The organism is Rhodoferax sp. GW821-FHT07F03 (assembly GCF_059418745.1).
In genome coordinates this window covers 309,271-335,259 of sequence record NZ_JBWKQM010000007.1, presented here as the reverse complement: position 1 = coordinate 335,259, position 25,989 = coordinate 309,271, and the positions used below count along the sequence as shown (strand labels likewise).

Genomic DNA, 25,989 nt, shown 5'->3' with positions numbered 1-25,989 from the left:
TTTTGAACACCACCTTGCAGTTCATTCATTTAGCATTCCTGGCTCTGCTGCTCAAAAGATTTTGAACAGGTTCTTAGCCGCACTGTTGTCAGTTGGAAGCATGCCTTTCTTTTTCCAGTCATTCTTCTTGTTCTCACGGTAGCCAAATTCTTTACTGGTTTTCTTATCGGCTCATACTTGCCTCTCTTTTTTGCAAGGCTTCCTGTTGCTGCGTGGCTCGGTGCTGCCGCGCATCCTGCCTTCGCTGCTGGTCAACACCGTAATCGCTATCGTGGTGACGCTCACCCATGGTGATCTGTTCACCCACAAGATCACCCTGACCACCATTCCCTTCACGCTGATCGGCCTGCCGATTGCGATCTTTTTGGGCTTTCGCAATACGGCGGCCTACGACCGCTACTGGAAAGGCCGCAAGCTAGTGGGGCGAGATTTTGCTGCGTAGCCGCAACCTGGCGCGGTAGTGCAATACCTTACTGATTTATCCGCAACCGGCGCTGGCCAGCAACGGCCTAGACTATGTGTAGGTGCGGATGGTGTACCGCTGCATTGCCTACGCGCATACGCGTGTCCAGCGGCGCCTGCAGCTGGGCACGGTCTGCTAGATAGGTCTGGATCAGAGAGGCAAGCTGTTTTGCGACCATGGTTACCTTATCAAGATCGAATCAATAGAGATGAGATTGGGGTTATCTTCTCAAGATTGATAGGATTTTGAGAAAGTGCTGGGTCCGGTGGACCGCATGGTTATCTCTCCAAGTTTTAAGGTTTTTAGCGTGCTGGCGCAGATAAACCGTGCGGTGACAGCTATGTTTTAAATAGCAAATGCTATTGAACTGCCCCCGCGCTGCCCCCCAGCGCCAGCACCAGCGTGGCATGGTTCACATACTGGTTCAAACGGTTTTCGGCCACGGCGATCTCGGCCGTGCGGCGGCTGTCTTGCGCGTCCAGCCAGGGGCGCAGGGCGACGGAGCCTGCGCGGTAGCGGACTTCGTACAGGCGCTCGGCCTGGGCGGCGGCGTCCAGCGCCTGTTGCAGCAATACCGCTTGCTGGCGGTACTGCTGGCGGGCGGACAGGGCGTTGTCCACATCGCCCAGGGCGGTGTACAGCGTCTGGCGGAAGTTGACCACGGCCTGGTCGCGCTGGGCCTGGGCGACCTGGATGTTCAGGTCCATAGTCTGCTGGTTCAGGAACGGTAGGCTCAGCGCTGCGCCCAAGCTGCCAAACGGGTTTTGCAGGATGTTCGCCAGCGAAGCGCTGGAGGTACCCAGCGCGCCGGTGAGTGTCAGCGCCGGGTAGTAGCTGGCGCGGGTGGCGTCGATCTGCACATGGGCTTCGCGCAGGCGCAGCTCGGCGGCGCGCAGGTCGGGGCGGCGCGCCAGCAGCTCGGCAGGCAGGCCGGCGGCCACCTCGGGCAGCGGGCTGTTGGGTAGGGCTTGCAGGGTTTGCAGCGAGGCGGGTACCGGCGCGGCGTCGAACAGCAGGGCCAGGGCGGTGTTGGCGGTGACCACGTTTTGCTGCAGCGTGGTGTGGGTGGCCTGCAGGTTCAGCAGGCTTTGCCGGGCCTCGGCCAGCTCCAGCCCGCTGGTGGCGCCCGCGCTGGCCTGGGCTTGCACCAGGGCCAGGGTTTTCTGGGCATTGGCAATGCTTTGCAGATTGGCGGCCAGGCGCTGCTGGGCGTAGCCCAGTTGCCAGTACAGCTGGGCGGTGGTGGCCACCAGGGTCAGCGCAGTGCTGGCGCGGTCTTGCTCGGTGGCGCGGGCTTCCCACAGGGCCACGTCGCGCTGGCTGCCCAGCTTGTTCCACAGGTCCAGCTCGTAGCTGACGCCCAGGCTGGTGCCGCTGCTATGGGTGACCTGCTGCGGTGTATCCAGCGTGCGCGTGGCCGTGGTGCTAAGGCTGCCGCTGAAGACGGGGCGGTTTTCTGCCAGGCCGGCCTGCAACTGGGCTTCGCGCAGCTTGATGGTGGCGGCGGCCAGGTTGTTGTTGCGCGCCAGGGCCTGGGCGACCAGTTGGTCCAGCACCGGGTCGTTGAAGGCTTTCCACCAGGCGTCGTTGCTGACGGCCTGGCTGGCATCGGCGTACTGCCCATATTGCCATTTGCTGGCAACCGTGGTGGCCGGGGGTGTGTAGGCGGCCTGCTGGGTAGCGCAGCCGGCCAGCAGCAGGGCGCACAGCAACGCGGGAGGGACGGCCAGAGGGAAGGGACGGGTTTTCATTCGCGGGTCAGTGCTTCGACGGGGTTGAGCTGAGAGGCGTTGCTGGCCGGCAAGAAGCCGAACACGATGCCGATGAGGGTGGAGCACACAAACGCCGCCACCATGGAGGCCGTGGAATAGACCATCTGGAAGCTGGTGCCGGCCAGGCTGAAGCCCCAACCTATGGCCAGTGACAGGCCTATGCCCAGCACGCCGCCCACCAGGCAGACCAGCACGGCTTCGATCAGGAACTGCTGGCGGATGTCGCTCTGCCGCGCGCCCACGGCCATGCGCACGCCGATCTCACCGGTGCGCTCAGTGACCGACACCAGCATGATGTTCATCACACCGATGCCACCCACTACCAGCGAGATGAGGGCGATGGCCGACACCAGCAGGGTCAGTACCTGGGTGGTGCTTTCAATGGTCTGGCGGATGGTGTCGGTGTTCAGCACATAGAAGTCCACCACGCCGTGGCGTTTTTTGAGCAGGCTGTTGATGCCGGCCTCGGCGGCCTTGGTGGAGACATCGTCGCTGACCCGCACGGTGATGGAGCGCAGATAGCTCTGGCCCAGCACCCGGCGCATGGCGGCGGTGTAGGGGATGTAGACGTTCAGCGCCTCGGCATTGCCAAAGCCGGACTCGGCCTTCTTCGCCACACCGACCACCTGGAAGGGCACGCTGCCCAGCAGCACCACTTGGCCCACCGGGTTGGGGTCGGTGGGGAACAGCTGTTTGCGGGTGTTGTCGTCTATCACCACCTCTTGTGCCAGGTTGGTAATGCTGGCGGGGTTGAAGAAGCGGCCCTGCGCCAGCTGCACACCCTTGACGCGGAAGTACTGCTCGCCCACGCCGTTGATGTTGCCGGTCACGGCCACGTTGCCAAAGCGCAGCGTGGCCGAGCTGGAGGCGGTGGGTGTCACGCTGTCGGCGTAGACCTGCTGGGCCAGCGCGTCGGCGTCGCCCGGCACCAGGGTGCGCACGCGCGCCGCACGCTGGTCGCCAAAGCCGGCGCCGGAAAAGATTTCAATCGTGTTGGTGCCGATGGAGCTGATGTTCTTCAGCACCTGCTGGCGCGAGCCCTCGCCCAGCGCCACCACCGACACCACCGAGGCGATGCCGATGATGATGCCCAGCATGGTTAGAAAGCTGCGCAGCGGGTGCGAGCGCAGCGCCAGCACGGCCATGCGGAAGGCTTCGGTGAAGCGGCCCCACACCGCACCCCAGCCTGCGCCGCCCGCGGGGGGCGCGGCCAGCACGGGCGCCACCGTGGCGGGCCGCACCTGGCGGTCGGCAATGATCTCGCCGTCGCTGATCTCGATGATGCGCTGGGCGTGTTCGGCCACCTGCATATCGTGGGTCACCAGGATGATGGTGTGGCCCTCGGCGTGCAGCTCTTGCAGGATCTTCATCACCTCGGCGCCGCTGTGGCTGTCCAGCGCGCCGGTGGGCTCGTCGGCCAGGATCACGCTGCCGCCGTTCATCAGCGCGCGCGCAATGCTCACGCGCTGCTGCTGCCCGCCGGACAGTTGGCCGGGCTTGTGGCGCATGCGGTCGGCCATGCCCAGGCGCGTCAGCAGGGCGGCGGCGCGGTCATGGCGGGCGGTGCTGTCCTTGCCGGCATAGACGGCGGGCACTTCCACATTGCCCAGTGCGTTCAGGTCGCCCAGCAGGTGGTAGCGCTGGAAGATGAAGCCAAAGTGTTCGCGCCGCAGCTCGGCCAGCGCGTCGGGCTCCAGCTGGCCGGTCTCGCGCCCAGCCACCCGGTACGAGCCGGTGGTGGGCCGGTCTAGGCAGCCCAGGATGTTCATCAAGGTGGATTTGCCCGATCCGGACGCACCCACGATGGCGATCATTTCACCCGCGTGGATTTGCAGGTTCAGGTCCTTCAGGACGGTGATGGTGTCTTCGCCCGCGGGGAACTCGCGCCGCAAGGCGGTGAGCTCCAGCAGCGGGCTGGATGGGTTGTTGGCCATGCCTACATGCCCATGGGGGGGCGCATGCGGGGAGCGCCACTGCCGCTGCCGGCGGCGGCTTCGCTGACCACCACCTGGTCGCCGGTCTTCAGGCCTTCCAGAATCTGCGCGTGGATGTTGTTGTTCAATCCGATCTTCACGGCGCGCGGTGTGGCCTGGCCATCCGGGCCCAGCACGCGCACCATGGTGCGGCCCTGCTTGTCGCGCTCACCCAGCGCGGCCGAAGGGATGCTGAGCACCTGCTTGGCCTCGTCCAGCACGATGTTGACCTGGGCCGTCATGGAGATGCGCAGCTGGCCGTCGGGGTTGGGCACGTCCAGCAGGCCGTTGTAGTAGATGGCGGTGGCGCTGGTGGTGGTCGAGGTGCTGCTGCTGGTGGTGGTGTCGGTCAGGATGGAGTCGGGCGCGGGCTCCACTGTGCGCAAGGTGGTGCTGTAGCGCTTGTCGGGTGCGCCGAGGATGGTGAAGTAGACCTTCTGCCCGGGCTTGACGCGCACCACGTCGGCCTCTGAGATTTGCGCCTTCACGGTGATGGTGTCCAGCCGCGCCAGCTTGATGATGGTGGGCGTGCTCTGGTTGGCGTTGACGGTCTGCCCTTCGAGTGCCACCAGGGCGACCACCACGCCGTCCATGGGCGCCAGGATCTGGGTGTAGCCCAGGTTCAGTTGGGCGGTGTTGACGGCGATCTGCGCCTGGGTGATTTGCGCCTGCTGCGCGCTCACATCGGCGCGGGCGGTGTGCAGCGCAGCATCGGCGGTTTCAAAGTCGGCACGCGAGCCCGCGTCGGCCGCCAGCAGGGTTTGGGCGCGCTGGAAGGCCAGCTCGGCCTGCTTCTGCGTGGCCTGTTTGTAGAGCAGCTGGGCCTGCACATTGGCCAGCGCGGCCTGGGCGGTGCGCAGGCTGTTTTGCTGGGTCAGCGAGTCGATCTCGGCCACCAGCTGGCCTTTTTTGACCACGTCACCCAGGGCTACTTTCAGCGACTTGATCTGGCCGGATGCCTGCGCACCCACGCTGACCTGCTTGAAGGCCTGCAGCGTGCCCGAGGCCAGCACCGCCTGCTCGATGTCGGCCAGGCCGGCGGTGGCGGTCACGTAGTCGGGCTTTTTGGCGCTGGGGAAGAAGACCAGTTTGGCGGCGACGGCCAGCACCAGCAGAAAAATGGCGGCCAGCGCGTAGCGCAGAAGTCGGGACTTGGGCATGGAGTGAGGGTGTGTGGTAGCAGCGGCTTACTTTACATAAGCCCCGTCACATGCCTGCCAAGCCCCGGCAAAGCCTTTGTAAAGCAAAGGCCGGAGGTTTGCCCCGGCGCGCTTGAGCTTGCTACTGCGCTATGGTTTTTGCGAAAAATTCATACAAGAAAATAACCCACTAGCGCAGGTATAACCTGCGCTGGCAGCTATCAAAAAAGTACTGATTTTTGATAACTTATGCGTTTGCAAACCGATCACACCACCATCGTTTTTGGTGATCATCACCTTGGCTGGGCCAGTGGCCCTTGTACTGGCTGGGGTCGCCGATGTTGGCGGTGTTTTTATCCGGGTGTTGGATGTTGATGAACAAGGCCTTGCCATCGGGCGACTCGGCCGGCTATGCGGTTTTTGCGTGTGACGCCTTGTGCCTGCGTCGGGCCTGCTGCCAGGCGCGCTTGATGGCCGGGCTCAGCCACAGTGCCTGCATGGCCCCGTAGGCCGTAAGCGCCAAGGCGGCGCCCAGCAGCGGCAGACCCACCAGCAGCGGCCAGCCCATGGCCTGCACCCAGCCCAGCAGGCCCTGCATCCAGTCGGCGGCGCCATCGCCCATGCTGGGCAGTGGCGGCAGGGTTTGCGTGCCGGGCAGCACCCACTGGCCGATCTGAAAGGCCAGCAGGTACAGCGGCACGATGGTCAGCGGGTTGGTGTAGCAGGTGGCCAGCGCACCGGCAATCGCATTGCCGCGCAGCCAGGCGCAAGCGGCAAAGGTGGCGGGCACCTGCAGCGGGCCGGGGATCAGCCCGCAGAACATGCCTATGGCCACGCCCAGGGTCAACGGGCGGCGGTTGAAGTTGAACACCTCGCGCCGGTCCAGCCAGGGCCGCATGCGCTGCAGCAGCGGCCCGTGCAGATGGGCCAGCACCCGGGGCTCCAGGCCACGCAGCCAATGGCGCAAGGTGTGCGCGTAACTGGCCATCAGTGCGCCGGCGGGCCGGGTTTGCGCGAGGTGATGAGCGAGGCCACGATGGACGCGGCAATCAGCAGCGCCGTCACCAGCAGGGCGTAGCCGATCGGGATCTTCACCAGGTCGATCAGTAGCATCTTGCCGCCGATGAAGACCAGCACCAGGGCCAGGCCATAGGCCAGCAGGTGGAAGCGGTCCGCCAGGTCGGCCAGCAGAAAGTACAGCGCGCGCAGGCCCAGAATGGCGAAGATGTTGGCGGTCAGCACGATGAACGGGTCGCTGGTGATGGCGAAGATGGCGGGGATGCTGTCCACCGCAAAAATCACGTCGGTGGTGCCGATCAGCACCAGCACCACGAACAGCGGCGTGTAGTACTTGACGCCGTTGACCTGGGTGGACAGCTTCTCGCCGTTAAACTCGTTGCTGATCTTCATGCGGCCGCGCAGAAAGCGCAGCACCGGGTTTTGTGCAATGTCCGGCTCCTTGCCGGCGGCCAGCCACATCTTGGTGCCGGTGAACACCAGGAAGGCGCCGAACACATACAGCAGCCAGTGGAAGGTGGCCAGCAGCCAGGCGCCGGCCAAAATCAGGATGGCGCGCAGCACGATGGCGCCGATGATGCCGGTGATCAGCGCGCGCTTCTGGTACTGGGCTGGCACGCCGAAGTAGCTGAAGATCATCAGGAACACAAAGATGTTGTCCACCGACAGGCTCTTTTCCACCAGGTAGCCGGTAATGAACTGCATGGACACGGTATTGGCCACCGTGCGGCTCTGGCTGTAGTCCAGGTAGGTCCACAGCAGGCCCACGAACACAAAGGCCAGCGAGAACCACAGCACACTCCAGCCGGCGGCTTCTTTCATGGTGACCTGGTGCGCGCCCTGGCGCTCCATTACCCATAGGTCGATGCCAATGGCCACCACCACAAAGACGGCAAAGCCGACCCACATCCACCAGGTTCCGATTGTTTCCATGCCGCTGCTTCCTTTCTTCGTATGCCAGACCCCGTGCAGATCTGCCGGGCGCCAGGGCGTAAGTCTAGGGGTAGGCTACTTCCGAGAAAACATGCTTAAACCATAGCGTATCTTCGGAAATTACGAAATGTACGGCCGGCACCGCGCGGTGGATTGCCCCGCTTATGCGGCTACGGTGCGCCGGCTGGTCCACCAGCCTTCCAGGCTATACACCACCAGCGCGGCCCAGATCATGCCAAAGCCCGCCAGGCGCGATAACTCGAAGGGCTCGTGGAACAGCCACACGCCGGTGGCGAACTGCAGGCTGGGTGAGATGTATTGCAGGATGCCCATGGTGGACATGGGGATCAGGCGCGCACCAGCGGCAAACAGCAGCAGAGGCACGGCCGTCATGGGCCCGGCAAACACCAGCAAGGCGATGGTGGCACTGTCGCCCTGCGCCAGCACGCCCTGGCCTTGCCAGGTTGCCCAGCCCAGCATGACGGCAGCGATCGGCGCCAGCAGCATGGTCTCCAGCGCCAGGCCTTCCAGCGCGCCCAGGTGAGCCACCTTGCGCAGCAGGCCGTAGAAGCCAAAGGTCAGCGCCAGCACCAGCGAGATCCAGGGCAGGTGCCCGGTCTGTACCGTCAGCCACAGCACGCCGCCGGCGGCCACCGCCACCGCCAGCCACTGGCCGGGCCGGGGCCGTTCACCCAGAAACACAAAGCCCAGCGCCACGCTGACCAGCGGCAGGATGAAGTAGCCCAGGCTGGCGTCCACGATGTGCTGGTGCTGCACCGCCCAGACATAGACCAGCCAGTTGCCCGACAGCAGCAGCGCCGACAGCGTAAATGCTCCCAGCACCTTGGGTTGGCCGCGCAGCGCGCGCATCCAGGACCAGCGCTTGAGCACGCCCAGCAGCAGCAGCACAAACACCAGCGACCACAGCGTGCGGTGCAGCACCATCTCCAGCGCTGGCACCTGGTTCAGGTGGTGGAAGTACAGCGGGAACAGGCCCCAGGCCGCGTAAGCCAGGGTGGCGTAAAGGATTCCGGGATGCATGGCGAAGGGGGGTAAAAGACGGTGGGTAGCGTGGTTACCCAAAATGACTGGCCCGCAGACCACTACATAAATTGTAGCTACCTGCGCAGTATTTATCTGCGCTGGGGGCTTGCTTCTTACACAGATTGGATGGTGACGAACTTGCGCACCGGGCTGGACAGCACCAGGGACGTGGTCACCGCACCATGTACCGCCAGCGCATCCACCACGCGCTGCAGGTCCTTCTTGTCGAGTTGCATCGGGGTTTCAGATGGGCCATCGGCCTGCTGTTTGAGCGTCGGCCCACCTCCGTATCAGCTCCAGCAGATCAAGCCTGGGGTCTTAGCTCAACCGGGTTGGCACCGCCTGCCCGTGCCGGCGCCGGAAGGTGTCTGATGGCCGCTCGCCAAACAGTGCGCGGTAGTCGTTGGCAAAGTGGCCGAAATGCCAGAAGCCAAAGCGCGTGGCCGCCTCGGTCACTGAATCGGCTTCGCCCATGATCTGGCGCACGCGGTTCAACCGCTCGGCGCGCAGGTAGGACGCCGGATTCAGGCCCAGCGCATCCTGGAAGGCGTATTGCAGGCAGCGCCGGCTGACACCCAGCAGGGCCACCAGCTCGGCCACCGACAGCGGGCAGTCACGGGCCGATTGCTCTATGTGCGAGCGCGCTGCCTGGGCCAGGCGCCAGTTGCGGTTGGCGCTGGGCGGAGTGGCCGATTCCCTTAGCGGCTCGGCCTCCAGCAGATCCAGCAGACTGTAGACCAGGGATTTTTCGAAGGCTTCGCAGACCTGGGGGTTGTCCAGTAAATCCGGGTCTTTGCCCACCGCGTCCAGCATGGCGCGTAGCAGCTGGCGCAGCGCGTCCATGCGTTCGCCGGGCATGTCCAGCACGGTGGCCCGCACACCCAGCTTGCCGGCGATGCGGGCCAGGGCCTCGCGCAGCGCCGGGTTGGCAAAACGCTGTGGATAGAACTCGATATCCACCACCACATGCTTTTCGGGCGAGCGGAACTCGAAGCCGTCGGCCCCCGAGAACACATGCAGGCCGTTGAGATGGCTGCGCTGGCCGCACAGCAGCGAATGCCCTTCTAGCTGCAAAGGCACGCCGATGGCCACGCAGCCGGGCGACAGTGCACCACGTTGCAGCACAGCACGGTTCAGGTGTTCGACCACGATGTGCACCGCCCCGGTGTCTATGGCGGTCACGCTGCCGTCGAAGGCGCCGGGCGACAGCTGGCAGTAGGACTGGTTCCAGCCGTGCAGCACCGCCGCCTGCTCGTCGGTGTCGCGGCAGCGGAAAACCTGGAAGTGCGGGGTGGCAGCGGGGTGCATGGGTGCGAAAGAAGTGGCCTAAAAGATTAAGCAAGTCTTTTGCCAATTCGGGATAGTGCCATCGCCACGGAATTTTTAGACTGGGGCGAACCAGCATTTCATTCGACTTAAAGGAGTTATTCCATGGCAGGCAGATTGGCGGGCAAGACGGCCCTTATTTCCGGTGGCGCTACCGGCGCGGGCGGTGCGGCATCCAAGTTGTTCGCGGCAGAAGGCGCGCGCGTGGCGGTGGTCGACATCAACGTAGCCGCCGGTGAAGCGGTGGTGGCCGAGATCATCGCTGCGGGCGGCGAGGCCGCATTCTTCGCCGCCGACGTGTCGCGGCGCGACCAGGTGGAGATCGCCGTGGCGGCAGCCAGCGCCCGCTTCGGCACCATCTCCGTGCTGTTCAACCATGCCGGCACCATCACCGTGAAGCCGTTTCTGGACACCACGGACGAAGACTACGACCGCTTGATGGATATCAATGTGAAGAGCATGTTCATGGTGACCCGCGCCGTGCTGCCGCAGATGCTGGCCGCCGGTAAGGGCAGCATCGTTTGCACCGCGTCCATCTCGTCGGTGGCGGCCACGCCGCTGGAGGTGCTGTACTGCATGACCAAGGGCGCTTGCGCGATGCTGGCGCGCGCAGTAGCGGTGGAGTACCGCGACCGCGGCATACGCTGCAACGCGGTCTGCCCCGGCTTCATCGACACGCCGCACGGCCAGCGCGAGATCAAGGCCCTGGCCGCGCACGGCTTCGACGCCTCGGTCGAGGCCTTGTCGGTCCAGCAAGGCCGCCTGTGCCAGCCCGAAGAGGTGGCCAAGGCCGCGCTGTTTCTGGCCAGCGACGACGCGAGCTTCGTCAACGGCGCGCACCTGTTCGTCGACAACTGCTTCACCGCAGCTTGATGTTTGTTTGAACTTTCACACCCTTACCGAAAGGTCTGTTTATGAGTGCCATCTCTCCTCCCGCCATGGATGCGGACGTCAAACTCCTGCATGAAATGGGCTATGCCCAAGAGCTGTCGCGCCGCATGGGGCGCTTCTCCAACTTCGCTGTGTCGTTCTCGCTGATCTGCATCTTGTCGGGCGGCATCACGTCCTTCCAGATGGGCCTGTCGGCCGCTGGTGGCGCGTCCATTGGCTTGGGCTGGCCGTTGGGCGGCCTGTTCGCCATGGTGGTGGCCGCGTCTATGGCGCAGATCGCCTCGGCCTACCCCACCGCGGGCGGCCTGTACCACTGGGGCTCCATCCTGGGTGGCAAGGCCTGGGGCTGGATCACCGCCTGGTTCAATTTGCTGGGCCTGGTGTTCGTGGTGGCGGCGATCAACTTCGGCACCTACGACCCGTTCTTCAAGACGCTGATTGCGCCGATGTTTGGCGTAGCACCCGAGTCGCTGGGCTGGGTGCACCAGACGATCTTTTTGAGCGTCATCACCGGCCTGCAGGCGCTGCTGAACCACCGCTTCATCAAGCTGGCTAGCCGCATCACCGACCTGTCGGGCTACCTGATCTTTGTGGTCACGGTGGTGCTGGTGGTGTCGTTGATCGCCTATGCGCCGGGCAAGCTGGACTTCAGCCGCCTGTACACCTTCACCAACCTCACCGGTACGGATGGCAGCGCCTGGCCACAGCAAACGCTGGTGATGGCCTTCTTGTCCGGTCTGCTGCTGACGGCCTACACCATCACCGGTTTTGACGCCTCAGCCCATACCGCCGAAGAGACCCGCGACGCCGCCAAGAACGTGCCCAAGGGCATCATCAGCTCGGTGCTCTGGTCGGTGCTGTTTGGCTATGTGATGGTGTGCAGCTTCGTGCTGGTCATGCCCGACCTGACGGCGGGCATGAAGATGGGTACCGGCTTCTTCGAGGCCATCCTGGCGCCTATCCCCACCGCGCTGCGTGTCACCATCGAGGTGCTGATGTTCTTCATCAACTTCGTCTGCGGCTTGGCTGCCGTCACCTCCTGCTCGCGCATGATGTACGCCTTCGCCCGCGACGGCGGCTTGCCCGGCTCGCGCTGGCTTAAGCAGGTGCACCATGTGCAGCGCACGCCCGGCACTGCCATCTGGGTCACCGCCGTGCTGGCGATTTCGATCACGCTGTATGGCGACGCCTTTACCGTGCTGAGTGCCGGCAGCGCCGTGTTCCTGTTCATCTCTTACGCCATGCCTATCGCCGCTGGCGTGTTCGCCGAGGGTAAGACCTGGACCAAAAAAGGCCCGTTCAACCTGGGCGCCTGGTCCAAACCCTTCGCCCTGCTAGGCACCGTGGGTGCACTGGTGCTGGCCTATGTGGGCATGCAACCGCCGAACGAAAAGGTGGCCTATGTGACCGTGGCCTTGTTGGTCGCGCTGCTGCTGATCTGGTTCGTCTTCGGCGTGCGCAAGCACTTCGCCGGCCCCCCCATCGGCAAACGCATTGCCGAGCGCCAGTCGCACATGGGCGAGATCGAAGCCGAGTTCGCCACGCAGGAGAGTTGAGGCTATTTTGCTATATTAAAAGTAGCTTCTAACGCAGGTATTCACTGCGCTAGCAGCCAAAATGATGTACATGAAAAACGCGCCCTGGGGCGCGTTTTTATTGGGGGCTCTTAGGCTCAGGGCGCAGTGCTTGCCGCCAAGGGTTTGGCTGCTGCATCGTCTTCTTTTTTCCAGACGACGACGCCATTGATGGCATACAGGTGGCAGGGTTCGGTACTAATGCGGTTGCAGTTCGCCATCACCCGCTCAGCCGGGTCTTGCAGTGGGCCGCCGTCAACGGAGCGCATGCCATTGGCCCAGGCATATTTGCCGGACATGGACAGCGCAAAGGCGCGCGGTGCAGACTTCTTCAACCACTCCCGGTACTGTTCACGCGCCTTGTCGTCAATGTAGGGAATGGCGTCTACGTCGTCGATGTTGGCGAAGCCACTCCCCAGGTAGGCAATGCCCGTCATCTTGGTCGCGGGGGCAGCAGCAGTGCCCGATGCCGCGGGTTTGGCCGCGATCACCAGGCTTTGTTGAGCACGTACCGTCGATTTGTCCAGGTCCGCCGTTTTGGTATTGCCCGTGAGCTCGTTCAGCGTGAGCTCGGCAAACTTTTCGTACATCCAGTTCATGCGCATGCTGTCTTGCCCGCCGCCCCAGCCGCCTAAACCGTAGGAGGCATTGACCTTGAATGCGTGCAGCTGGCGTCCGGCGGCATCCACGATCTGCACCCGCCCACTCATGGAGTCGGTGCCTGCCAGGATGCCCAGCAGCACCGCCGATACGGCCGAGCGCACCCGGAAGTCCTCGATGGTGATATTGATTCTGTAAGGCGCGTCGCTGCGCAGCAGGTTGTTGGCGTCCAGGCGGGTTTCTATATACCGGCCCAACTCCTTGGTGCTGAATTGCGGGTTGTCGGCCTGCAGCTTGCGGGCATCTTCCGTCAGCGCCAGTTCCACGCGGTTGTAGCTCAGCCCCAGCATGCTGCCCGGGGCTGCGGTCTTGCCGCCTTCCCGCTGCACCGTGCCCGCACACCCGGTGAGCAGAGCTGCCAGCGCAAGCAAAAGGCCCGCGCACCATTGCGTATTCAACATGCCATCTCCCTTGTTTTGTATGTCCACGTGGTTTTATTCTCGGCACCAAACGTTGCGGCCGGATGTAAAAAACGCGCCCGAGGGCGCGTTTTTCTTGGGGGCTGTGAGGCCGATTACTTGGCCACGACGCGGGCCATTTCCAACACTTTGTTGGAGTAACCCCATTCGTTGTCGTACCAGCTGACCAGCTTGACGAAGGTGCCGTCCAGGGCGATGGAGGCTTCAGCGTCGTAGATCGAGGTACGGCTGTCACCACGGAAGTCGGTCGCAACGACCTTGTCTTCGGTGTAACCCAGAATGCCCTTCAGCGCGCCTTCGGATTGAGCCTTCAGTTCGGCATTGATCTCGGCGATGGTGGCCGAGGTGTTCAGCTCGACCGTCAAGTCCACCACCGACACATCGCTGGTCGGCACGCGGAAGGCCATGCCGGTCAGCTTCTTGTTCAGCTCAGGAATCACCACGCCCACGGCCTTGGCAGCGCCCGTGCTGGAAGGAATGATGTTTTCCAGAATACCGCGGCCGCCGCGCCAGTCTTTGTTCGACGGGCCGTCCACAGTCTTTTGCGTGGCGGTGGCAGCGTGCACGGTGGTCATCAGGCCGCGCTTGATGCCGAACTTGTCATTGATCACCTTGGCCAGGGGGGCCAGGCAGTTGGTGGTGCAGGACGCGTTGGAGATGATGGCCTGGCCAGCGTAGCTCTTGTCGTTCACGCCAAACACGAACATGGGGGTGTCGTCTTTGGAAGGAGCGGACAGGATGACCTTCTTGGCACCTGCGTCGATGTGCTTTTGTGCGGTTTCCTTGGTCAGGAACAGGCCGGTGGATTCAACCACGATGTCGGCACCGACTTCGGCCCACTTCAGGTTCGCGGGGTCTCGCTCTTGCGTCAGGCGGATCTTCTTGCCGTTGACGATCAGCACGCCGTTGTCCACCGAGACTTCACCCTTGAAGCGGCCGTGCACGCTGTCGTACTGCAGCATGTACGCCAGGTAGTCGGGCTCCAGCAGGTCGTTGATGCCGACGATTTCCACGTCGTCAAAGTTTTGGATGGCGGCACGGAACACCATGCGCCCGATACGGCCGAAACCGTTGATACCGATCTTGATTGCCATTGTCTTATCTCCAGTAGTTAAATCTCAACCCAGCGATGGTAGGCCTGGTGTGCACCAGGCCTACGCCGTTTACTTCTTCTTACGCAGGACTTTTTCGACCGTCATCGCCACGTTCTCGGAGGTGAAGCCGAAGTGCTTGAACAGCACCGGTGCGGGGGCCGATTCGCCGTAGGTGTCCAGGCCGACCACGGCTGCGCAGCCGTATTTCCACCAGCCGTCGGTGACACCCATTTCGACAGCGATGCGGGGCAGATTGGCCGGCAGCACTTCGGTTTTGTAGGCTTCGGATTGGCGGTCAAATACCGTGTTGCTGGGCATAGAGACTACGCGGACAGCTATGCCTTTAGTAGCAAGCAGGGCCTGGGCAGCGATTGCCAGTTGCACTTCGGAGCCGGTGGCGATGATGACGGCCTGGCCCTTCTTCTTAATACCAACGGCTGCGGGTTCGGACAGCACATAGGCACCGCGGCTGATCTCGCCCAGATCCGCCTTGGCGGCGTAAGCGATGTTCTGGCGGCTCAGCAGCAGGGCCGAAGGACGGTTCTTGTTTTCCAGCGCCACGGCCCAGGCCACGGCGGTTTCGGCCGTGTCGCCCGGACGCCAGACGTCCAGGTTCGGGATCAAACGCAGGCTGGCGGCGTGCTCGACCGACTGGTGCGTCGGGCCGTCTTCGCCCAGACCGATGGAGTCGTGGGTGAACACGTGGACCACGCGCAGCTTCATCAGCGCAGCCATGCGGATGGCATTGCGGCTGTAGTCGCTGAAGGTCAGGAAGGTGCCGCCGTAGGGAATGAAGCCGCCGTGCAGCGCCACGCCGTTCATGATGGCGGCCATGCCGAATTCGCGCACGCCGTAGTTGATGTGGCGGCCACCGTTGCCGACGCCGGTGTGGCTGTCGAAACGCAGATTCGGCGTGGACTTGGTGTTGGTCAGGTTGGAACCAGTCAGGTCGGCCGAACCGCCCAGCAGTTCAGGCAGGGCCGCGGTGAAGGCTTCCAGCGCCAGCTGCGATGCCTTGCGGGAGGCCACGGTTTCGCCCTTGGTGTGGGCGCCGATGACGGTGTCCACAGCAGTCTGGGCAAAGTTCTTCGGCAGATCGCCCTTCATGCGGCGCAGCAGTTCCTTGGCTTCGGCGGGGAAGGCGGCCTTGTAGGCAGCGAACTGGGTGTTCCAGGCGGCTTCGCGGGCGGCTCCGGCGCTCTTGGCGTCCCAGGCGGCAGCGATGTCCTTGGGAATGGTGAACGGGGCGTAAGGCCAGTTCAGCACTTCGCGGGTCAGCTTGATTTCCTCGGCGCCCAGCGGTTCGCCGTGGGCCTTGGAGGTGTTGGCACGGTTCGGGCTGCCCTTGCCGATGTGGGTCTTGCAGATGATCAGCGTGGGCTTGTCGGCCGACTTCTTGGCATCGGCGATGGCTTGCGATACGGCGGCGGTGTCGTGGCCGTCGATCGGGCCCAGCACGTTCCAGCCGTAGGCCACAAAACGCAGGGCGCTGTTGTCGATGAACCAGGGCGCGACCTGGCCGTCGATGGAGATGCCGTTGTCGTCGTACAGGGCGACCAGCTTGTTCAGCTTCCAGGCGCCGGCCAGAGCGGCGGCTTCGTGGCTGATGCCTTCCATCAGGCAACCGTCGCCCAGGAAGGCGTAGGTGTGGTGGTCGACGATGGCATGGCCTTCGCGGTTGAACTCTTGCGCCAGCAGCTTCTCCGCCAGGGCAAAGCCGACGGCATTGGTGATGCCTTGGCCCAGCGGGCCGGTGGTGGTTTCCACGCCAGGCGTGTAGCCGAATTCGGGGTGGCCTGGGGTCTTGCTGTGCAGCTGGCGGAAGTTCTTCAGCTCAGCTATCGGCAGCTTGTAGCCGGTCAGGTGCAGCAGCGCGTACAGCAGCATGGAGCCGTGGCCGTTGGACAGGATGAAGCGGTCGCGGTTCAGCCAGTTCGGGTTCTTGGGGTTGTGCTGCAGGTGCTCGTCCCACAGGGCGACAGCCATGTCGGCCATGCCCATGGGCGCACCGGGGTGGCCGGAGTTGGCCTGTTGCACCGCGTCCATGGCCAGCGCGCGGATGGCGTTGGCCATGGCGGTGGTGGGCTTTGCAGCAGCCGGAGCCGCAGCAGGAAGAACCGCCACTTCGGGGGTGTTTTCGTTCAGGGGGGTGTCGGCCATCGAGGTCAGCTCCGGAGAAAGTTCGGGGTGGATATTCTGGTAAGCCCGTTATTTTACGGGGCTGACACCTTGCGCCTTGTGCTGCCCTGGTAACCCGGAGCGGGTACGGCAAAGACAGCACAATAGACAACCCCTCGCCCACACACCCGTAACCGCCATGCCGCTTGCCAAAATTGAAGTCCGCCGCAGCCGTCCTGCTGCCGAAGTTGCCGCGCTGATGGAGGCGGTCTACCTGTCCATGCGCGAAGCCCTGAAAGTGCCGGAAGACGACCGCCAGGTGCGCTACATCGAGCACCGCCCCGAGCACTTCTGGGTGGCCCCCGGCAAGACCGAAAACTACACCCTGGTCGAGGTGATGATGTTCCCCGGCCGCAGCATCGATGCCAAGCGCACGCTGTACCAGGGCATCGTGCAGCGCTTGGGCACACTCGGCATTGCGCCACTGGACGTGTTGGTGGTGCTGACCGAGCCACCCAAGGAAAGCTGGGGCGTGCTGGGTGTACCGGCCTCAGACACCACACCCAAGGTTTAAGCCTTTTAGGCCGCTAGCGCAATAACCATCTGCGGCAGCAGCTATTTATTCAATAGCAAATGCAGCCGTAGCATGACCCGCCCGATAATCCACACCATGCCCGCCCACCCCCTGATTACCCATGCCATCGTGCTCGCCGCAGGCCGCGGCGAGCGCATGCGCCCGCTGACCGACCACACGCCCAAGCCGCTGTTGCCCGTACAAGGCAAACCGCTGATCGTCTGGCACCTGGAAGCGCTGGCGGCAGCTGGTGTGCGCTCCGTCGTCATCAACACCGCCTGGCTGGAAGAGCAGATCCCCGCCGCGCTGGGCGATGGCTCGCGCTGGGGCCTGCAGATCAGCTATTCCATGGAAGGCCGCGACCACGGCGGAGCACTGGAAACCGCCGGTGGCATCCGCAAGGCGTTGCCGCAGCTGGGAGATGCTTTCTGGGTGGTGGCCGGCGATATTTATGCGCCAAGCTTCCGCTATGAGGCCAGCGCCGCCAATGACTTCGCCCGCAGCAGCGCCCTGGCCCAGCTGTGGATGGTGCCGAACCCACCCTACCACCCGCGCGGCGACTTCGGCATTGCCGACAACGGTCTGGCGCTGGACGGCCCTGGCCCCGACGGCCATCGCTGGACCTATAGCAGCTTGGCCCTGGTGCGCGCCGAACTGTGCCGCGCCGTGCCCCTGGGCAGCAAGGCCGCGCTGGGCCCGCTGCTGTTTGACGCGATACGCAAGCAGCGCATCACCGCATCCCGTTTTGACGGCCCCTGGCACAACGTGGGCACCCCCGAACAACTGGCCGAACTCCACTGAAGCGACACACCATGAGCACCCACATCTACGCCCAACGCCGCGCCCAACTGGCCCGTGAAATCGGTCCCGGCGGCATCGCCATCGTCCCCACCGCGCCCGAGCAGCAGCGCAACCGCGACAGCGACTTTCTGTACCGTGCCGACAGCTATTTCTACTACCTGAGCGGCTTCACCGAGCCGAATGCCTGGCTGGTGGTGACCGGCGAAGGCCAGTCCACCCTGTTCTGCGCACCAAAAGATCTGGAGCGCGAAATCTGGGACGGTTTCCGGCTCGGACCGGATGCAGCGCCCGCAGTGCTTGCGGTAGATGCTGCATATTCTGTAGCAGACCTGGACACCCAGCTGCCGCGCCTGCTGGAAAACCGCAGCGCTGTGTGGACGCCGTTCGCCACCCACAAGGGGCTGGAAGGCCGTGTCGATGGCTGGCTGAACAAGGTGCGCGCGCGGGTCCGCTACGGCGCCCTGTGCCCGGATACCCAGCGCGACCTGTGCAGCGTGCTGGACGAGATGCGTATGTTCAAGGACGCCAGCGAGCAGGACACCATGCGCCGCGCCGCACAGATCAGCGCCGGCGCCCATATCCGCGCCATGCAGCTGTCTGCCCGCATGCTGCGCGCCGGCCAGGACGTATTTGAGTACCACCTGGACGCCGAACTGCTGCACGAGTTCCGCCGCCAGGGCTCGCAGTACCCGGCCTACGGCTCCATCGTCGCTGCGGGCGCGAATGCCTGCGTGCTGCACTACCGCGCCGACAAGGCCCCGGTGCGCGACGGTGAGCTGGTGCTGATCGACGCGGGTTGCGAGCTGGACGGCTATGCCAGCGACATCACCCGCACCTTCCCGGCCAACGGCAAGTTCAGCGGCCCGCAGCGCACGCTGTACGAGCTGGTGCTGGCCAGCCAGGATGCAGCTGTCGCCGCCACCAAGCCCGGCGCCCGCTTCACCGACCCACACGACGCCACGGTGAAAGTGCTGGCCCAGGGCATGCTGGACGTAGGCTTGCTGGACAAGAACAAGGTTGGCACCGTGGACGACGTGATCGCCAGCCGCGCCTACTTTGCCTACTACATGCACCGCACCGGCCACTGGATCGGCATGGACGTACACGACTGCGGCAGCTATGTGGAGGCGTCGGAAGTCGGCGCCAGCAGCCAGCGCAAGGACCCGCTGAGCGGCGAGACCATCACCAACCGGCCGAGTCGCATCCTGCAACCCGGCATGGCGCTGACCATCGAGCCCGGCATCTATGTGCGCCCCGGCCCGGGCGTACCCGAGGCCTTCCACAACATCGGCATCCGCATCGAAGACGATGCCATCGTCACGGCCACCGGCTGCGAACTGATCAGCCGCGGCGTGCCGGTGGATCCGGACGCGATCGAGGCTCTGATGCGGGATTAAGCAGCTTTTACGGCTCTACGCTATAATAGTCGTCTCGGTAGATGGGCTTCGCCATGGAGCTCCGCGATGCAACCCAACACATCGCACCACCACGCCGAGCCTGCACCCCCGAGTTTGTCCGCACCCTGTCATGCTGTGCGGACCCAGGGCTCCAAGTGCTTTGCGCGCAAAACCCCTCCCCACCGGGTGCTGCGCAAGACCTGCCTCCAGTGCAATTCCATCGGAAGCCTGTCTAAAACCCGCAGTGTGACAAGACGTATTTCTGGCGCGCCCATTAGTAAGGCCGCCTTGTTTTCCATAATGAATAAAAATAATTCGATTGCTGCCGGCAAATATTTGCTCTCGCCGCTGACCCGTGAACAGGCCGATGGCCGTTTTGGCTCCTCCGTGTCGATCCGTAATGGCTCGCACGACCGTGTCATGCGTTTCGTGGCCCTGTTCGACGATGCCACAACCGCGACACAATACGCAGTTGAGCAAGGTTTGCAGTGGGTGGGTGCGCGCCACGCCAATCCGAGCGCCGCACACGCCTAAAAATTAGTTAGTTACTTAGATACTGTCTCATCCTCAAGGAATTTATCCATGGCAAAAGAAGAACTGATCGAAATGAAGGGCCTTGTGTCCGAAGTCTTGCCCGACTCGCGCTTTCGCGTGACGCTGGAAAACGGCCACGTACTCATCGCTTACACCGCCGGCAAGATGCGCAAGAACCACATCCGTATCCTGGCGGGTGACCATGTGTCGCTGGAACTGTCGCCTTACGATTTGTCCAAGGGCCGCATCACCTTCCGTCACATTGCCGGCCGCGCTCCGACGTCTACGCGTTTCGCCTGATACCGGCGTACGCAAAACCCCGTACGGAGGCCGTCGTTGGACGGCCCCTACAATCGCAGTCCCTTTGACACAGTGACTGCCCGGCATATTTCCAGTCGGCGGCCATGGCAGGAGACGCCAGATGAGCAATACCACGGTGAATGCCGAAGAAAAACGCGCTGAGTTACGGCGTGCAGCCCTTGAATACCACCAGTTTCCTAGCCCCGGAAAAATAGCCATTGCGGCGACCAAGCAGTTGGTCAACCAGCATGATCTGGCGCTGGCCTACTCGCCCGGTGTGGCAGCTCCTTGCGAGGAAATCGTCAAGGACCCGAACAACGCGTTCAAGTACACCAGCCGGGGCAACCTGGTCGCCGTGATCAGCAACGGTACGGCCGTGCTGGGTCTGGGCGACATAGGGCCACTGGCGTCCAAGCCGGTGATGGAGGGCAAGGGCGTGCTGTTCAAGAAGTTCGCCGGCATCGACGTGTTCGACATCGAAATCGATGAAAAGCACGACCTCGACAAGCTGGTGGACATCATCGCCTCGCTGGAGCCCACCTTCGGCGGCATCAACCTCGAAGATATCAAGGCCCCGGACTGCTTCTACGTCGAGCGCAAGCTGCGCGAACGCATGAAGATCCCCGTGTTCCATGACGACCAGCACGGCACGGCGATCTGCGTGGGCGCGGCCCTGCTAAACGGCCTGAAGGTGGTCGGCAAAGACCCCAAAGACGTTAAGCTGGTGACCTCTGGCGCCGGTGCTGCTGCACTGGCCTGCCTGGGCTTGCTGGTCAAGCTGGGCATACGCCGCGAAAACATTTACGTGACCGACTTGGCCGGCGTGGTCTATGAGGGCCGTACCGAGCTGATGGATGAAGACAAGATCATCTACGCCCAGAACACTTCGGCGCGCACTCTGTCTGAGATCATCGAAGGAGCCGATGTGTTCCTGGGACTGTCGGCTGGTGGTGTGCTGAAAAAAGAAATGGTTGCCAAGATGGCGGCCAAGCCTGTGATTTTTGCGTTGGCCAACCCCAACCCCGAAATTACCCCTGAAGACGTGAAGTCTGTGCGCAGCGATGCCATCATCGCCACCGGTCGCACCGATTACCCGAACCAAGTCAACAACGTCTTGTGCTTCCCCTACATCTTCCGAGGTGCTTTGGATGCGGGTGCCTCCACCATCACGTTGGAGATGGAAATTGCCGCCGTGCATGCGATTGCCGAGTTGGCCCAGGCCGAGCAAAGCGAAGTGGTGGCCGCCGCCTATGCCGGCGAACAGCTGGCGTTTGGCCCCGAATACATCATCCCCAAGCCGTTTGATCCGCGGCTGATGATCAAGATTGCGCCTGCCGTTGCCAAGGCCGCTGCAGACAGCGGCGTGGCTCTGCGTCCCATTGAGGACATGGACGCCTACCGCAATCGGCTGCAAAGCTTTGTCTACGCTTCCGGCACGACCATGAAGCCGATCTATGACGCGGCCAAAAATGCAGCCAAGAAACGCGTCTGCTACGCCGAAGGTGAAGAAGAGCGCGTGTTGCGGGCCGCCCAGATCGTGGTGGACGAAGGTCTGGCTCGCCCCACGCTGATCGGGCGTCCGGCCGTGATCGCCGAGCGGATCAAGAAATTTGGCCTGCGTCTGCGCGAAGAACTGGACTACGACGTGGTGAACGTCGAGCAAGACCACCGTTACCGCGATTTCTGGCAGACCTACCACCGCATGACCGAACGCAAGGGCGTGACGGCACAAATGGCCAAAATCGAAATGCGCCGTCGCTTGACGCTGATTGGCAGCATGCTGCTGCACAAGGGCGAAGTGGATGGCATGATTTGTGGCACCTGGGGCCACACCTCCATCCATTTGCACTACATCGACCAGGTGATCGGCAAGCGCGCAGGCGGTTGCCCCAGCACTCCACAAGATGTGCCCATCTATGCCTGCATGAACGGCCTGATGCTGCCGGGCCGCCAGGTGTTCCTGGTGGATACCCACGTCAACTACGACCCCACGGCGGAAGAGTTGACGGAGATCACGGTCATGGCGGCCGAAGAAATGTTGCGCTTTGGTCTCAAACCCAAAGCTGCGTTGTTATCGCATAGCAACTACGGCCAAAGTAATCAGCCCAGCGCGGTCAAGATGCGCCGTGTTCTGGAGCTTTTGCAGACAGAGGCTCCATGGCTGGAGGTGGACGGTGAAATGCACGGCGATATCGCGCTGGATGGTGCAGCCCGCGCCGCTACTATGCCGAACAGCCCGCTGGTAGGTGACGCCAACTTGCTGGTATTCCCGAATATCGATGCGGCCAATATTGCCTACAACCTGTTGAAAATGGCGGCGGGCGGCAATATTGCGATTGGCCCCGTGCTGCTGGGAGCGGCTAAACCCGTGCATATTCTGACCGCCAGCACCACTGTGCGCCGTATCGTGAATATGACGGCTTTGACGGTAGCCGACGCTAACGTGGTTCGATAAAGCCTAATTCGCCAGCAAGTGCTAACTTTGTTGGTGTAAAGACTTGTGAGGGGCTGCCCAAATTTTGGGCAGCCCCTTGCTTTTTTGGTGCACATACGGCACACTTACGCCTTGAAATTTACGGGTTAACCCGAAGTTCTCCAAAGGCTTATTCCCGCATGGTTCTAAATGTCCGTGGCTCTGCATGCAGGCGTGTTTTTGCTTTCCTGCTGTTGGCTGTTTCTGTCTTGTGCACCCCATTGGGGCATGCGCGTCAGGCTGCTCCGCAGGAAATTGGTGAGGTCATCGGACTCTCGGCACTGCCCTCGCAAGGCCAGGCAACATATGCGCTGATCAAGCAGGGCGGTCCGTTTCCTTTTGATAAGGATGGCGTGGTCTTTGGGAACCGTGAACGTATTTTGCCGCTCCAGAAGCGTGGATATTACCGGGAGTACACCGTGAAAACGGTGGGTGCCGGTAACCGGGGTGCTAAGCGAATTGTTTGTGGCGGGCCTGCCAGAACGCCAGATGCATGTTTTTATACCAGTGACCATTACGCCAGCTTTCGTCGCATTGTCGAATAGAGCGTAAGAGGCTGCTCCCTCAGAATTTTGAAGCCGGGGTAAATTAGATGATTGAAAAGAAAGCGGAGACGGATATGCCTCTTCGCAATGTAAGAACCAATATCGTGCAGTCTATTCGTGCCTTCAGGGTGCAAGATTTGCAAGATGCTGCTTTGGGTCTGGGCCAGCATTTCCTGTACGCGAACCTGGCGAACGCCCAGAGCAAGCAGGATGTGTTGGACATGATCGCCCAGCAGTTCACCTTTCCGACCCATTTCGGCAAGAATTTTGATGCGCTGTACGACTGCATGACAGACCCGTTGCATAAATCGGGCCCACAGCCTGGATTTGTGGTGGTGCTGGAGCAGATTCCTGCGCACGCCAAGTTTGACAAGGAAGCCCGTGAGCAACTGCTCGACATTTTCCGCGATGCCGCAGACTATTGGGGGGACCGGAAGATTCCGTTCCGATGCTTCTATTCTTTTCTGTAGCCCGTTCTGCACAAAACAGCCAAGCAGAACGGGCGAACGAGGCAGGCAGCGATGCCGTCTCGGGCATTGAATTGAACAGTGAATCCGGCGAGAAGATGCCTACCGACAAGTTGGTAGATGTGTCGCCTCTGGCTTTGCGTATGAGCAGCCCGTTTAATGCGGGTTACTGGCTGGCCGCAGCCTGATTCGGAGGCGCGTTGCATGCTGTATGCTGCAGTCGCTTTCATCAAAAAAGCCCGTCTATGACGGGCTTTTTTATGTGTGTGCCAGGCTGCTTGCCAGTGTCACATATTCCTCCACCGGGACTTCTTCGGCGCGGCGTTTGACGTCGAAGCTGCCGCTGAAGGCCTTGGTTTCCAGCCATTGGCCCAGGGTGTGGCGCATGATTTTGCGGCGCTGGCTGAACGCCACCTGAACGATCTCACTCAACAACTGCACGTCCACGGATGGGGGCTTGGTCAGGGGCACCATGCGCACCACGGCGCTGTCTACGCGCGGTGGCGGATCGAAGGATTCGGGTGGTACAAACAGCACGTTTTCCATCGCGTAGCGCCATTGCAACATGACGCTGAGGCGGCCATAGGCGGCGGTGCTGGGACGCGCCACCATGCGGTCGATGACTTCTTTTTGCAGCATGAAGTGCTGGTCTTCGACGACATGGACCGCATCCAGCAGGTGGAACAGGATGGGGGTGGAGATGTTGTAGGGTAAGTTGCCGACTACCCTGACTTTCTTCGCTGGACTTGCTATGGAATCAGTAGCTGTTGGTGCTGGTAGAAACTGCGTGAAGTCCACTTTCAATACATCAGATTCCACCACCGTCAGCTGGGGGTGCTGGCGCAGGCGCTGGGCCAGATCGCGGTCCAGCTCCACCACCGTCAGGTGGCCCAGTCGTTCAACCAGGGGCTGGGTCAATGCCGCCAGGCCGGGGCCGATCTCCACCATATTGTCGCCAGGCTGGGGGGCAATCGCATCGACGATGGCGTCGATGATGCCGTTGTCGGACAGGAAATGCTGGCCGAAGCGTTTACGGGGGATGTGCTTCACGGCGTATTCAATGTCATTGCGGGGATTCGCGGTATTCGACATAGGCGCGTGAGCGCAGCTCGTCGATCCAGCGGGCGTAGGCCTCGTCCAATTTCTTTTCGCGCACCAGGCCACGGACCATTTCGCGCTGTTCACGTTGCGACAGTGTGGCGGTGCGGCGTTCCAGCAGCTGCACCAGGTGCACGCCAAAGCGGGACACAAAGGGCGGGGCAATCTGGCCGGGCGTCAGGTTGTTGAGCACCTCTTCAAATTCCGGCACAAATTGGCCGGGACTGGCCCAGCCCAGGTCGCCACCCTGTGCGGCGCTGCCATCGGCTGAGTTTTCCTTGGCCAACTGGGCAAAATCGGCCTGCTTGTTCTGGATACGTCTCTTGAAGTCGTTCAGGCGTTCAAGGGCCGCGGCCTCGGTCAGCCGTGGGCCGGTGCGCAGCAGGATGTGTCGGGCATGTTGCTGGACGACGGCCGTGGCCACGCCACCCTGGCGTTTGTCGAGCACCTTGAGCACGTGGAAGCCTGCGCCGGAGCGCAGCACTGGGCTGATGGCGCCGGTATCCAGGCTTTGCACTGCGTTGACGAACAGCTCCGGGTAGCGGTCTGCACTGCGCAGGCCGAGCACGCCACTGTTCTTGGCATGGTCAGGGGCATCCGACAGTTCGCGGGCCAGGGCGGCGAAGTCTTCGCCTGCCAGCGCACGTTCGCGGATTTTTTCGGCCTTGGCCTGCAGTGTTGCGACTTGTTCGGGAGTTGCGTTTTCAGGTACTTCCACCAGCACCATGCCCAGATTGAGCTCCAGGGCCGACGCGTCGGTTTTGCCTTGTTGGTCACGCAGGTATTGGTCCACCTCGGCGTCGCTCACGCGCTGGCGGCTGTCCAGTTCGCGGTCGCGCAGACGGGTGATCAGGATCTGGTTGCGCAACTCCTCGCGGAACTGGGTGGGGACCATGCCGTCCTGCACCAGGCGGCGGCGCAGCTCGGTCACGCTCAGTTGGTTTTGGCGTGCCACGTTCTCTTCTGCCGCGTCAACGGCCGCATCATCGACCTTTACACCGGTTTCGCGCGCCAGCTGCAGCTGGGCTTTTTCAACGATCAACCGTTCCAATACCTGACGGACCAGTTCGGGTGTTGGGTTGGTAGCTTCACCTTGTTGCGACATCTGCTGCAAGGCGCGGCCCATCCGGGCGCGGACTTCGTTATTGGTAATGGGCTCAGAGTTCACCACAGCAACAATGAAATCGGCCTGACGGGGGCCTTCGAGTGCACGGGCCGTCAGGGGGACGCTGCTGCTGCCGGTCAATCCGGTGCCGGATGGCGATGCAGGGCGCAGGCCTTGGGCAGATACGGACAAGGCCGCCAGTGCCGCCAAGCCCAGGAGCGTCGTGCGAAATAAACGGTGGTTCATGGTTGGGGTGGAAGTGAGTGGACTTG

23 protein-coding genes and 2 pseudogenes are annotated in these 25,989 nt (G+C 62.6%); 12 read left to right on the top strand and 13 right to left on the bottom strand.

Going from position 1 to position 25,989, the window contains the following annotated elements; genetic code table 11:
- Window positions 1-154: 154 nt before the first annotated feature.
- Window positions 155-521, top strand: a pseudogene (locus tag AC07R0_RS13175) (bestrophin family protein); the annotation flags it as partial.
- Between the two features lie 301 nt (window positions 522-822).
- Here AC07R0_RS13175 and AC07R0_RS13170 read toward each other — a convergent pair.
- The 8 genes and pseudogenes from AC07R0_RS13170 to AC07R0_RS13135 form a co-directional block, all read right to left on the bottom strand.
- The gene (locus AC07R0_RS13170; protein ID WP_495105138.1) at window positions 823-2,214 is read right to left on the bottom strand and encodes an efflux transporter outer membrane subunit; all 1,392 of its coding nucleotides are present in this window, start codon (window positions 2,212-2,214) and stop codon (window positions 823-825) included.
- Entirely contained in the window at window positions 2,211-4,169 is a 1,959-nt protein-coding gene (locus AC07R0_RS13165) for a MacB family efflux pump subunit (protein WP_495105137.1), read from the bottom strand. Before AC07R0_RS13165 ends, AC07R0_RS13170 begins: the two co-directional genes overlap by 4 nt.
- Before the next feature lie 2 nt (window positions 4,170-4,171).
- Window positions 4,172-5,368, bottom strand: coding sequence for an efflux RND transporter periplasmic adaptor subunit (locus AC07R0_RS13160; protein WP_495105136.1), 1,197 nt, complete (start codon window positions 5,366-5,368; stop codon window positions 4,172-4,174).
- Between the two features lie 388 nt (window positions 5,369-5,756).
- Window positions 5,757-6,335 carry a DUF2062 domain-containing protein gene (locus AC07R0_RS13155; RefSeq protein WP_495105135.1) on the bottom strand — a complete coding sequence of 193 codons (579 nt, stop codon included), beginning with the start codon at window positions 6,333-6,335 and terminating at the stop codon, window positions 5,757-5,759.
- Window positions 6,335-7,297 (bottom strand): TerC family protein, encoded by a 963-nt coding sequence (locus AC07R0_RS13150; RefSeq protein WP_495105134.1) that lies wholly within the window; start codon window positions 7,295-7,297, stop codon window positions 6,335-6,337. The genes AC07R0_RS13155 and AC07R0_RS13150 overlap by 1 nt, the downstream gene beginning before the upstream one ends.
- A 162-nt stretch (window positions 7,298-7,459) precedes the next feature.
- On the bottom strand, window positions 7,460-8,338 hold the full coding sequence (gene rarD, locus AC07R0_RS13145; protein WP_495075540.1) for an EamA family transporter RarD: 879 nt from the start codon (window positions 8,336-8,338) through the stop codon (window positions 7,460-7,462).
- A 116-nt stretch (window positions 8,339-8,454) separates the two neighbouring features.
- A pseudogene (locus AC07R0_RS13140) lies at window positions 8,455-8,559 on the bottom strand (Lrp/AsnC family transcriptional regulator); the annotation flags it as partial.
- 100 nt (window positions 8,560-8,659) lie between these two features.
- The gene (locus tag AC07R0_RS13135) at window positions 8,660-9,649 is read right to left on the bottom strand and encodes a helix-turn-helix domain-containing protein (protein WP_495105133.1); all 990 of its coding nucleotides are present in this window, start codon (window positions 9,647-9,649) and stop codon (window positions 8,660-8,662) included.
- A gap of 123 nt (window positions 9,650-9,772) precedes the next feature.
- Here AC07R0_RS13135 and AC07R0_RS13130 point away from each other — a divergent pair, with 123 nt between their 5' ends.
- Complete coding sequence (locus AC07R0_RS13130; RefSeq protein ID WP_495075542.1) at window positions 9,773-10,540, top strand: SDR family NAD(P)-dependent oxidoreductase; 768 nt, start codon at window positions 9,773-9,775, stop codon at window positions 10,538-10,540.
- Window positions 10,541-10,581: 41 nt separating this feature from the next.
- On the top strand, window positions 10,582-12,114 hold the full coding sequence (locus AC07R0_RS13125; protein WP_495105132.1) for an amino acid permease: 1,533 nt from the start codon (window positions 10,582-10,584) through the stop codon (window positions 12,112-12,114).
- Between the two features lie 116 nt (window positions 12,115-12,230).
- Here the strand turns inward: AC07R0_RS13125 and AC07R0_RS13120 are convergent, their stop codons facing one another.
- The 3 genes from AC07R0_RS13120 to tkt form a co-directional block, all read right to left on the bottom strand.
- Window positions 12,231-13,193, bottom strand: coding sequence for a hypothetical protein (locus AC07R0_RS13120; protein ID WP_495105131.1), 963 nt, complete (start codon window positions 13,191-13,193; stop codon window positions 12,231-12,233).
- Window positions 13,194-13,306: 113 nt separating this feature from the next.
- Window positions 13,307-14,305: a type I glyceraldehyde-3-phosphate dehydrogenase gene (gene gap / locus AC07R0_RS13115; protein WP_116607738.1), complete on the bottom strand. Its 999-nt coding sequence runs from the start codon at window positions 14,303-14,305 to the stop codon at window positions 13,307-13,309.
- 69 nt (window positions 14,306-14,374) lie between these two features.
- Window positions 14,375-16,378, bottom strand: a complete 2,004-nt coding sequence (tkt, locus tag AC07R0_RS13110) for a transketolase (RefSeq protein ID WP_495105145.1) — start codon at window positions 16,376-16,378, stop codon at window positions 14,375-14,377.
- A gap of 244 nt (window positions 16,379-16,622) precedes the next feature.
- Here tkt and AC07R0_RS13105 point away from each other — a divergent pair, with 244 nt between their 5' ends.
- From AC07R0_RS13105 to AC07R0_RS13065, 9 genes are all read left to right on the top strand, one after another.
- Window positions 16,623-16,997 carry a tautomerase family protein gene (locus AC07R0_RS13105; protein WP_310374998.1) on the top strand — a complete coding sequence of 125 codons (375 nt, stop codon included), beginning with the start codon at window positions 16,623-16,625 and terminating at the stop codon, window positions 16,995-16,997.
- Between the two features lie 96 nt (window positions 16,998-17,093).
- Window positions 17,094-17,798: an N-acetylmuramate alpha-1-phosphate uridylyltransferase MurU gene (gene murU, locus AC07R0_RS13100; RefSeq protein ID WP_495105130.1), complete on the top strand. Its 705-nt coding sequence runs from the start codon at window positions 17,094-17,096 to the stop codon at window positions 17,796-17,798.
- 11 nt (window positions 17,799-17,809) lie between these two features.
- Window positions 17,810-19,195, top strand: a complete 1,386-nt coding sequence (locus AC07R0_RS13095) for an aminopeptidase P N-terminal domain-containing protein (RefSeq protein WP_495105129.1) — start codon at window positions 17,810-17,812, stop codon at window positions 19,193-19,195.
- A gap of 186 nt (window positions 19,196-19,381) precedes the next feature.
- Complete coding sequence (locus AC07R0_RS13090) at window positions 19,382-19,729, top strand: hypothetical protein (protein WP_495105128.1); 348 nt, start codon at window positions 19,382-19,384, stop codon at window positions 19,727-19,729.
- Between the two features lie 48 nt (window positions 19,730-19,777).
- Complete coding sequence (infA, locus tag AC07R0_RS13085; protein ID WP_092757223.1) at window positions 19,778-20,029, top strand: translation initiation factor IF-1; 252 nt, start codon at window positions 19,778-19,780, stop codon at window positions 20,027-20,029.
- 121 nt (window positions 20,030-20,150) lie between these two features.
- A complete protein-coding gene (locus AC07R0_RS13080) occupies window positions 20,151-22,484 on the top strand; it encodes an NADP-dependent malic enzyme (protein WP_495075550.1) in 2,334 nt (777 codons plus the stop codon).
- A gap of 158 nt (window positions 22,485-22,642) precedes the next feature.
- On the top strand, window positions 22,643-23,047 hold the full coding sequence (locus AC07R0_RS13075; protein ID WP_495075551.1) for a guanyl-specific ribonuclease: 405 nt from the start codon (window positions 22,643-22,645) through the stop codon (window positions 23,045-23,047).
- 47 nt (window positions 23,048-23,094) lie between these two features.
- A complete protein-coding gene (locus tag AC07R0_RS13070) occupies window positions 23,095-23,517 on the top strand; it encodes a barstar family protein (protein WP_490591847.1) in 423 nt (140 codons plus the stop codon).
- On the top strand, window positions 23,496-23,702 hold the full coding sequence (locus AC07R0_RS13065; protein WP_490591848.1) for a hypothetical protein: 207 nt from the start codon (window positions 23,496-23,498) through the stop codon (window positions 23,700-23,702). Before AC07R0_RS13070 ends, AC07R0_RS13065 begins: the two co-directional genes overlap by 22 nt.
- Window positions 23,703-23,772: 70 nt before the next feature.
- Here AC07R0_RS13065 and rsmA read toward each other — a convergent pair whose 3' ends face one another.
- Together rsmA and AC07R0_RS13055 are read right to left on the bottom strand one after the other, a co-directional pair.
- Complete coding sequence (gene rsmA / locus AC07R0_RS13060) at window positions 23,773-24,564, bottom strand: 16S rRNA (adenine(1518)-N(6)/adenine(1519)-N(6))-dimethyltransferase RsmA (protein WP_495105144.1); 792 nt, start codon at window positions 24,562-24,564, stop codon at window positions 23,773-23,775.
- Between the two features lie 13 nt (window positions 24,565-24,577).
- The gene (locus AC07R0_RS13055) at window positions 24,578-25,963 is read right to left on the bottom strand and encodes a peptidylprolyl isomerase (RefSeq protein ID WP_495105127.1); all 1,386 of its coding nucleotides are present in this window, start codon (window positions 25,961-25,963) and stop codon (window positions 24,578-24,580) included.
- Between the last annotated feature and the right edge of the window lie 26 nt (window positions 25,964-25,989).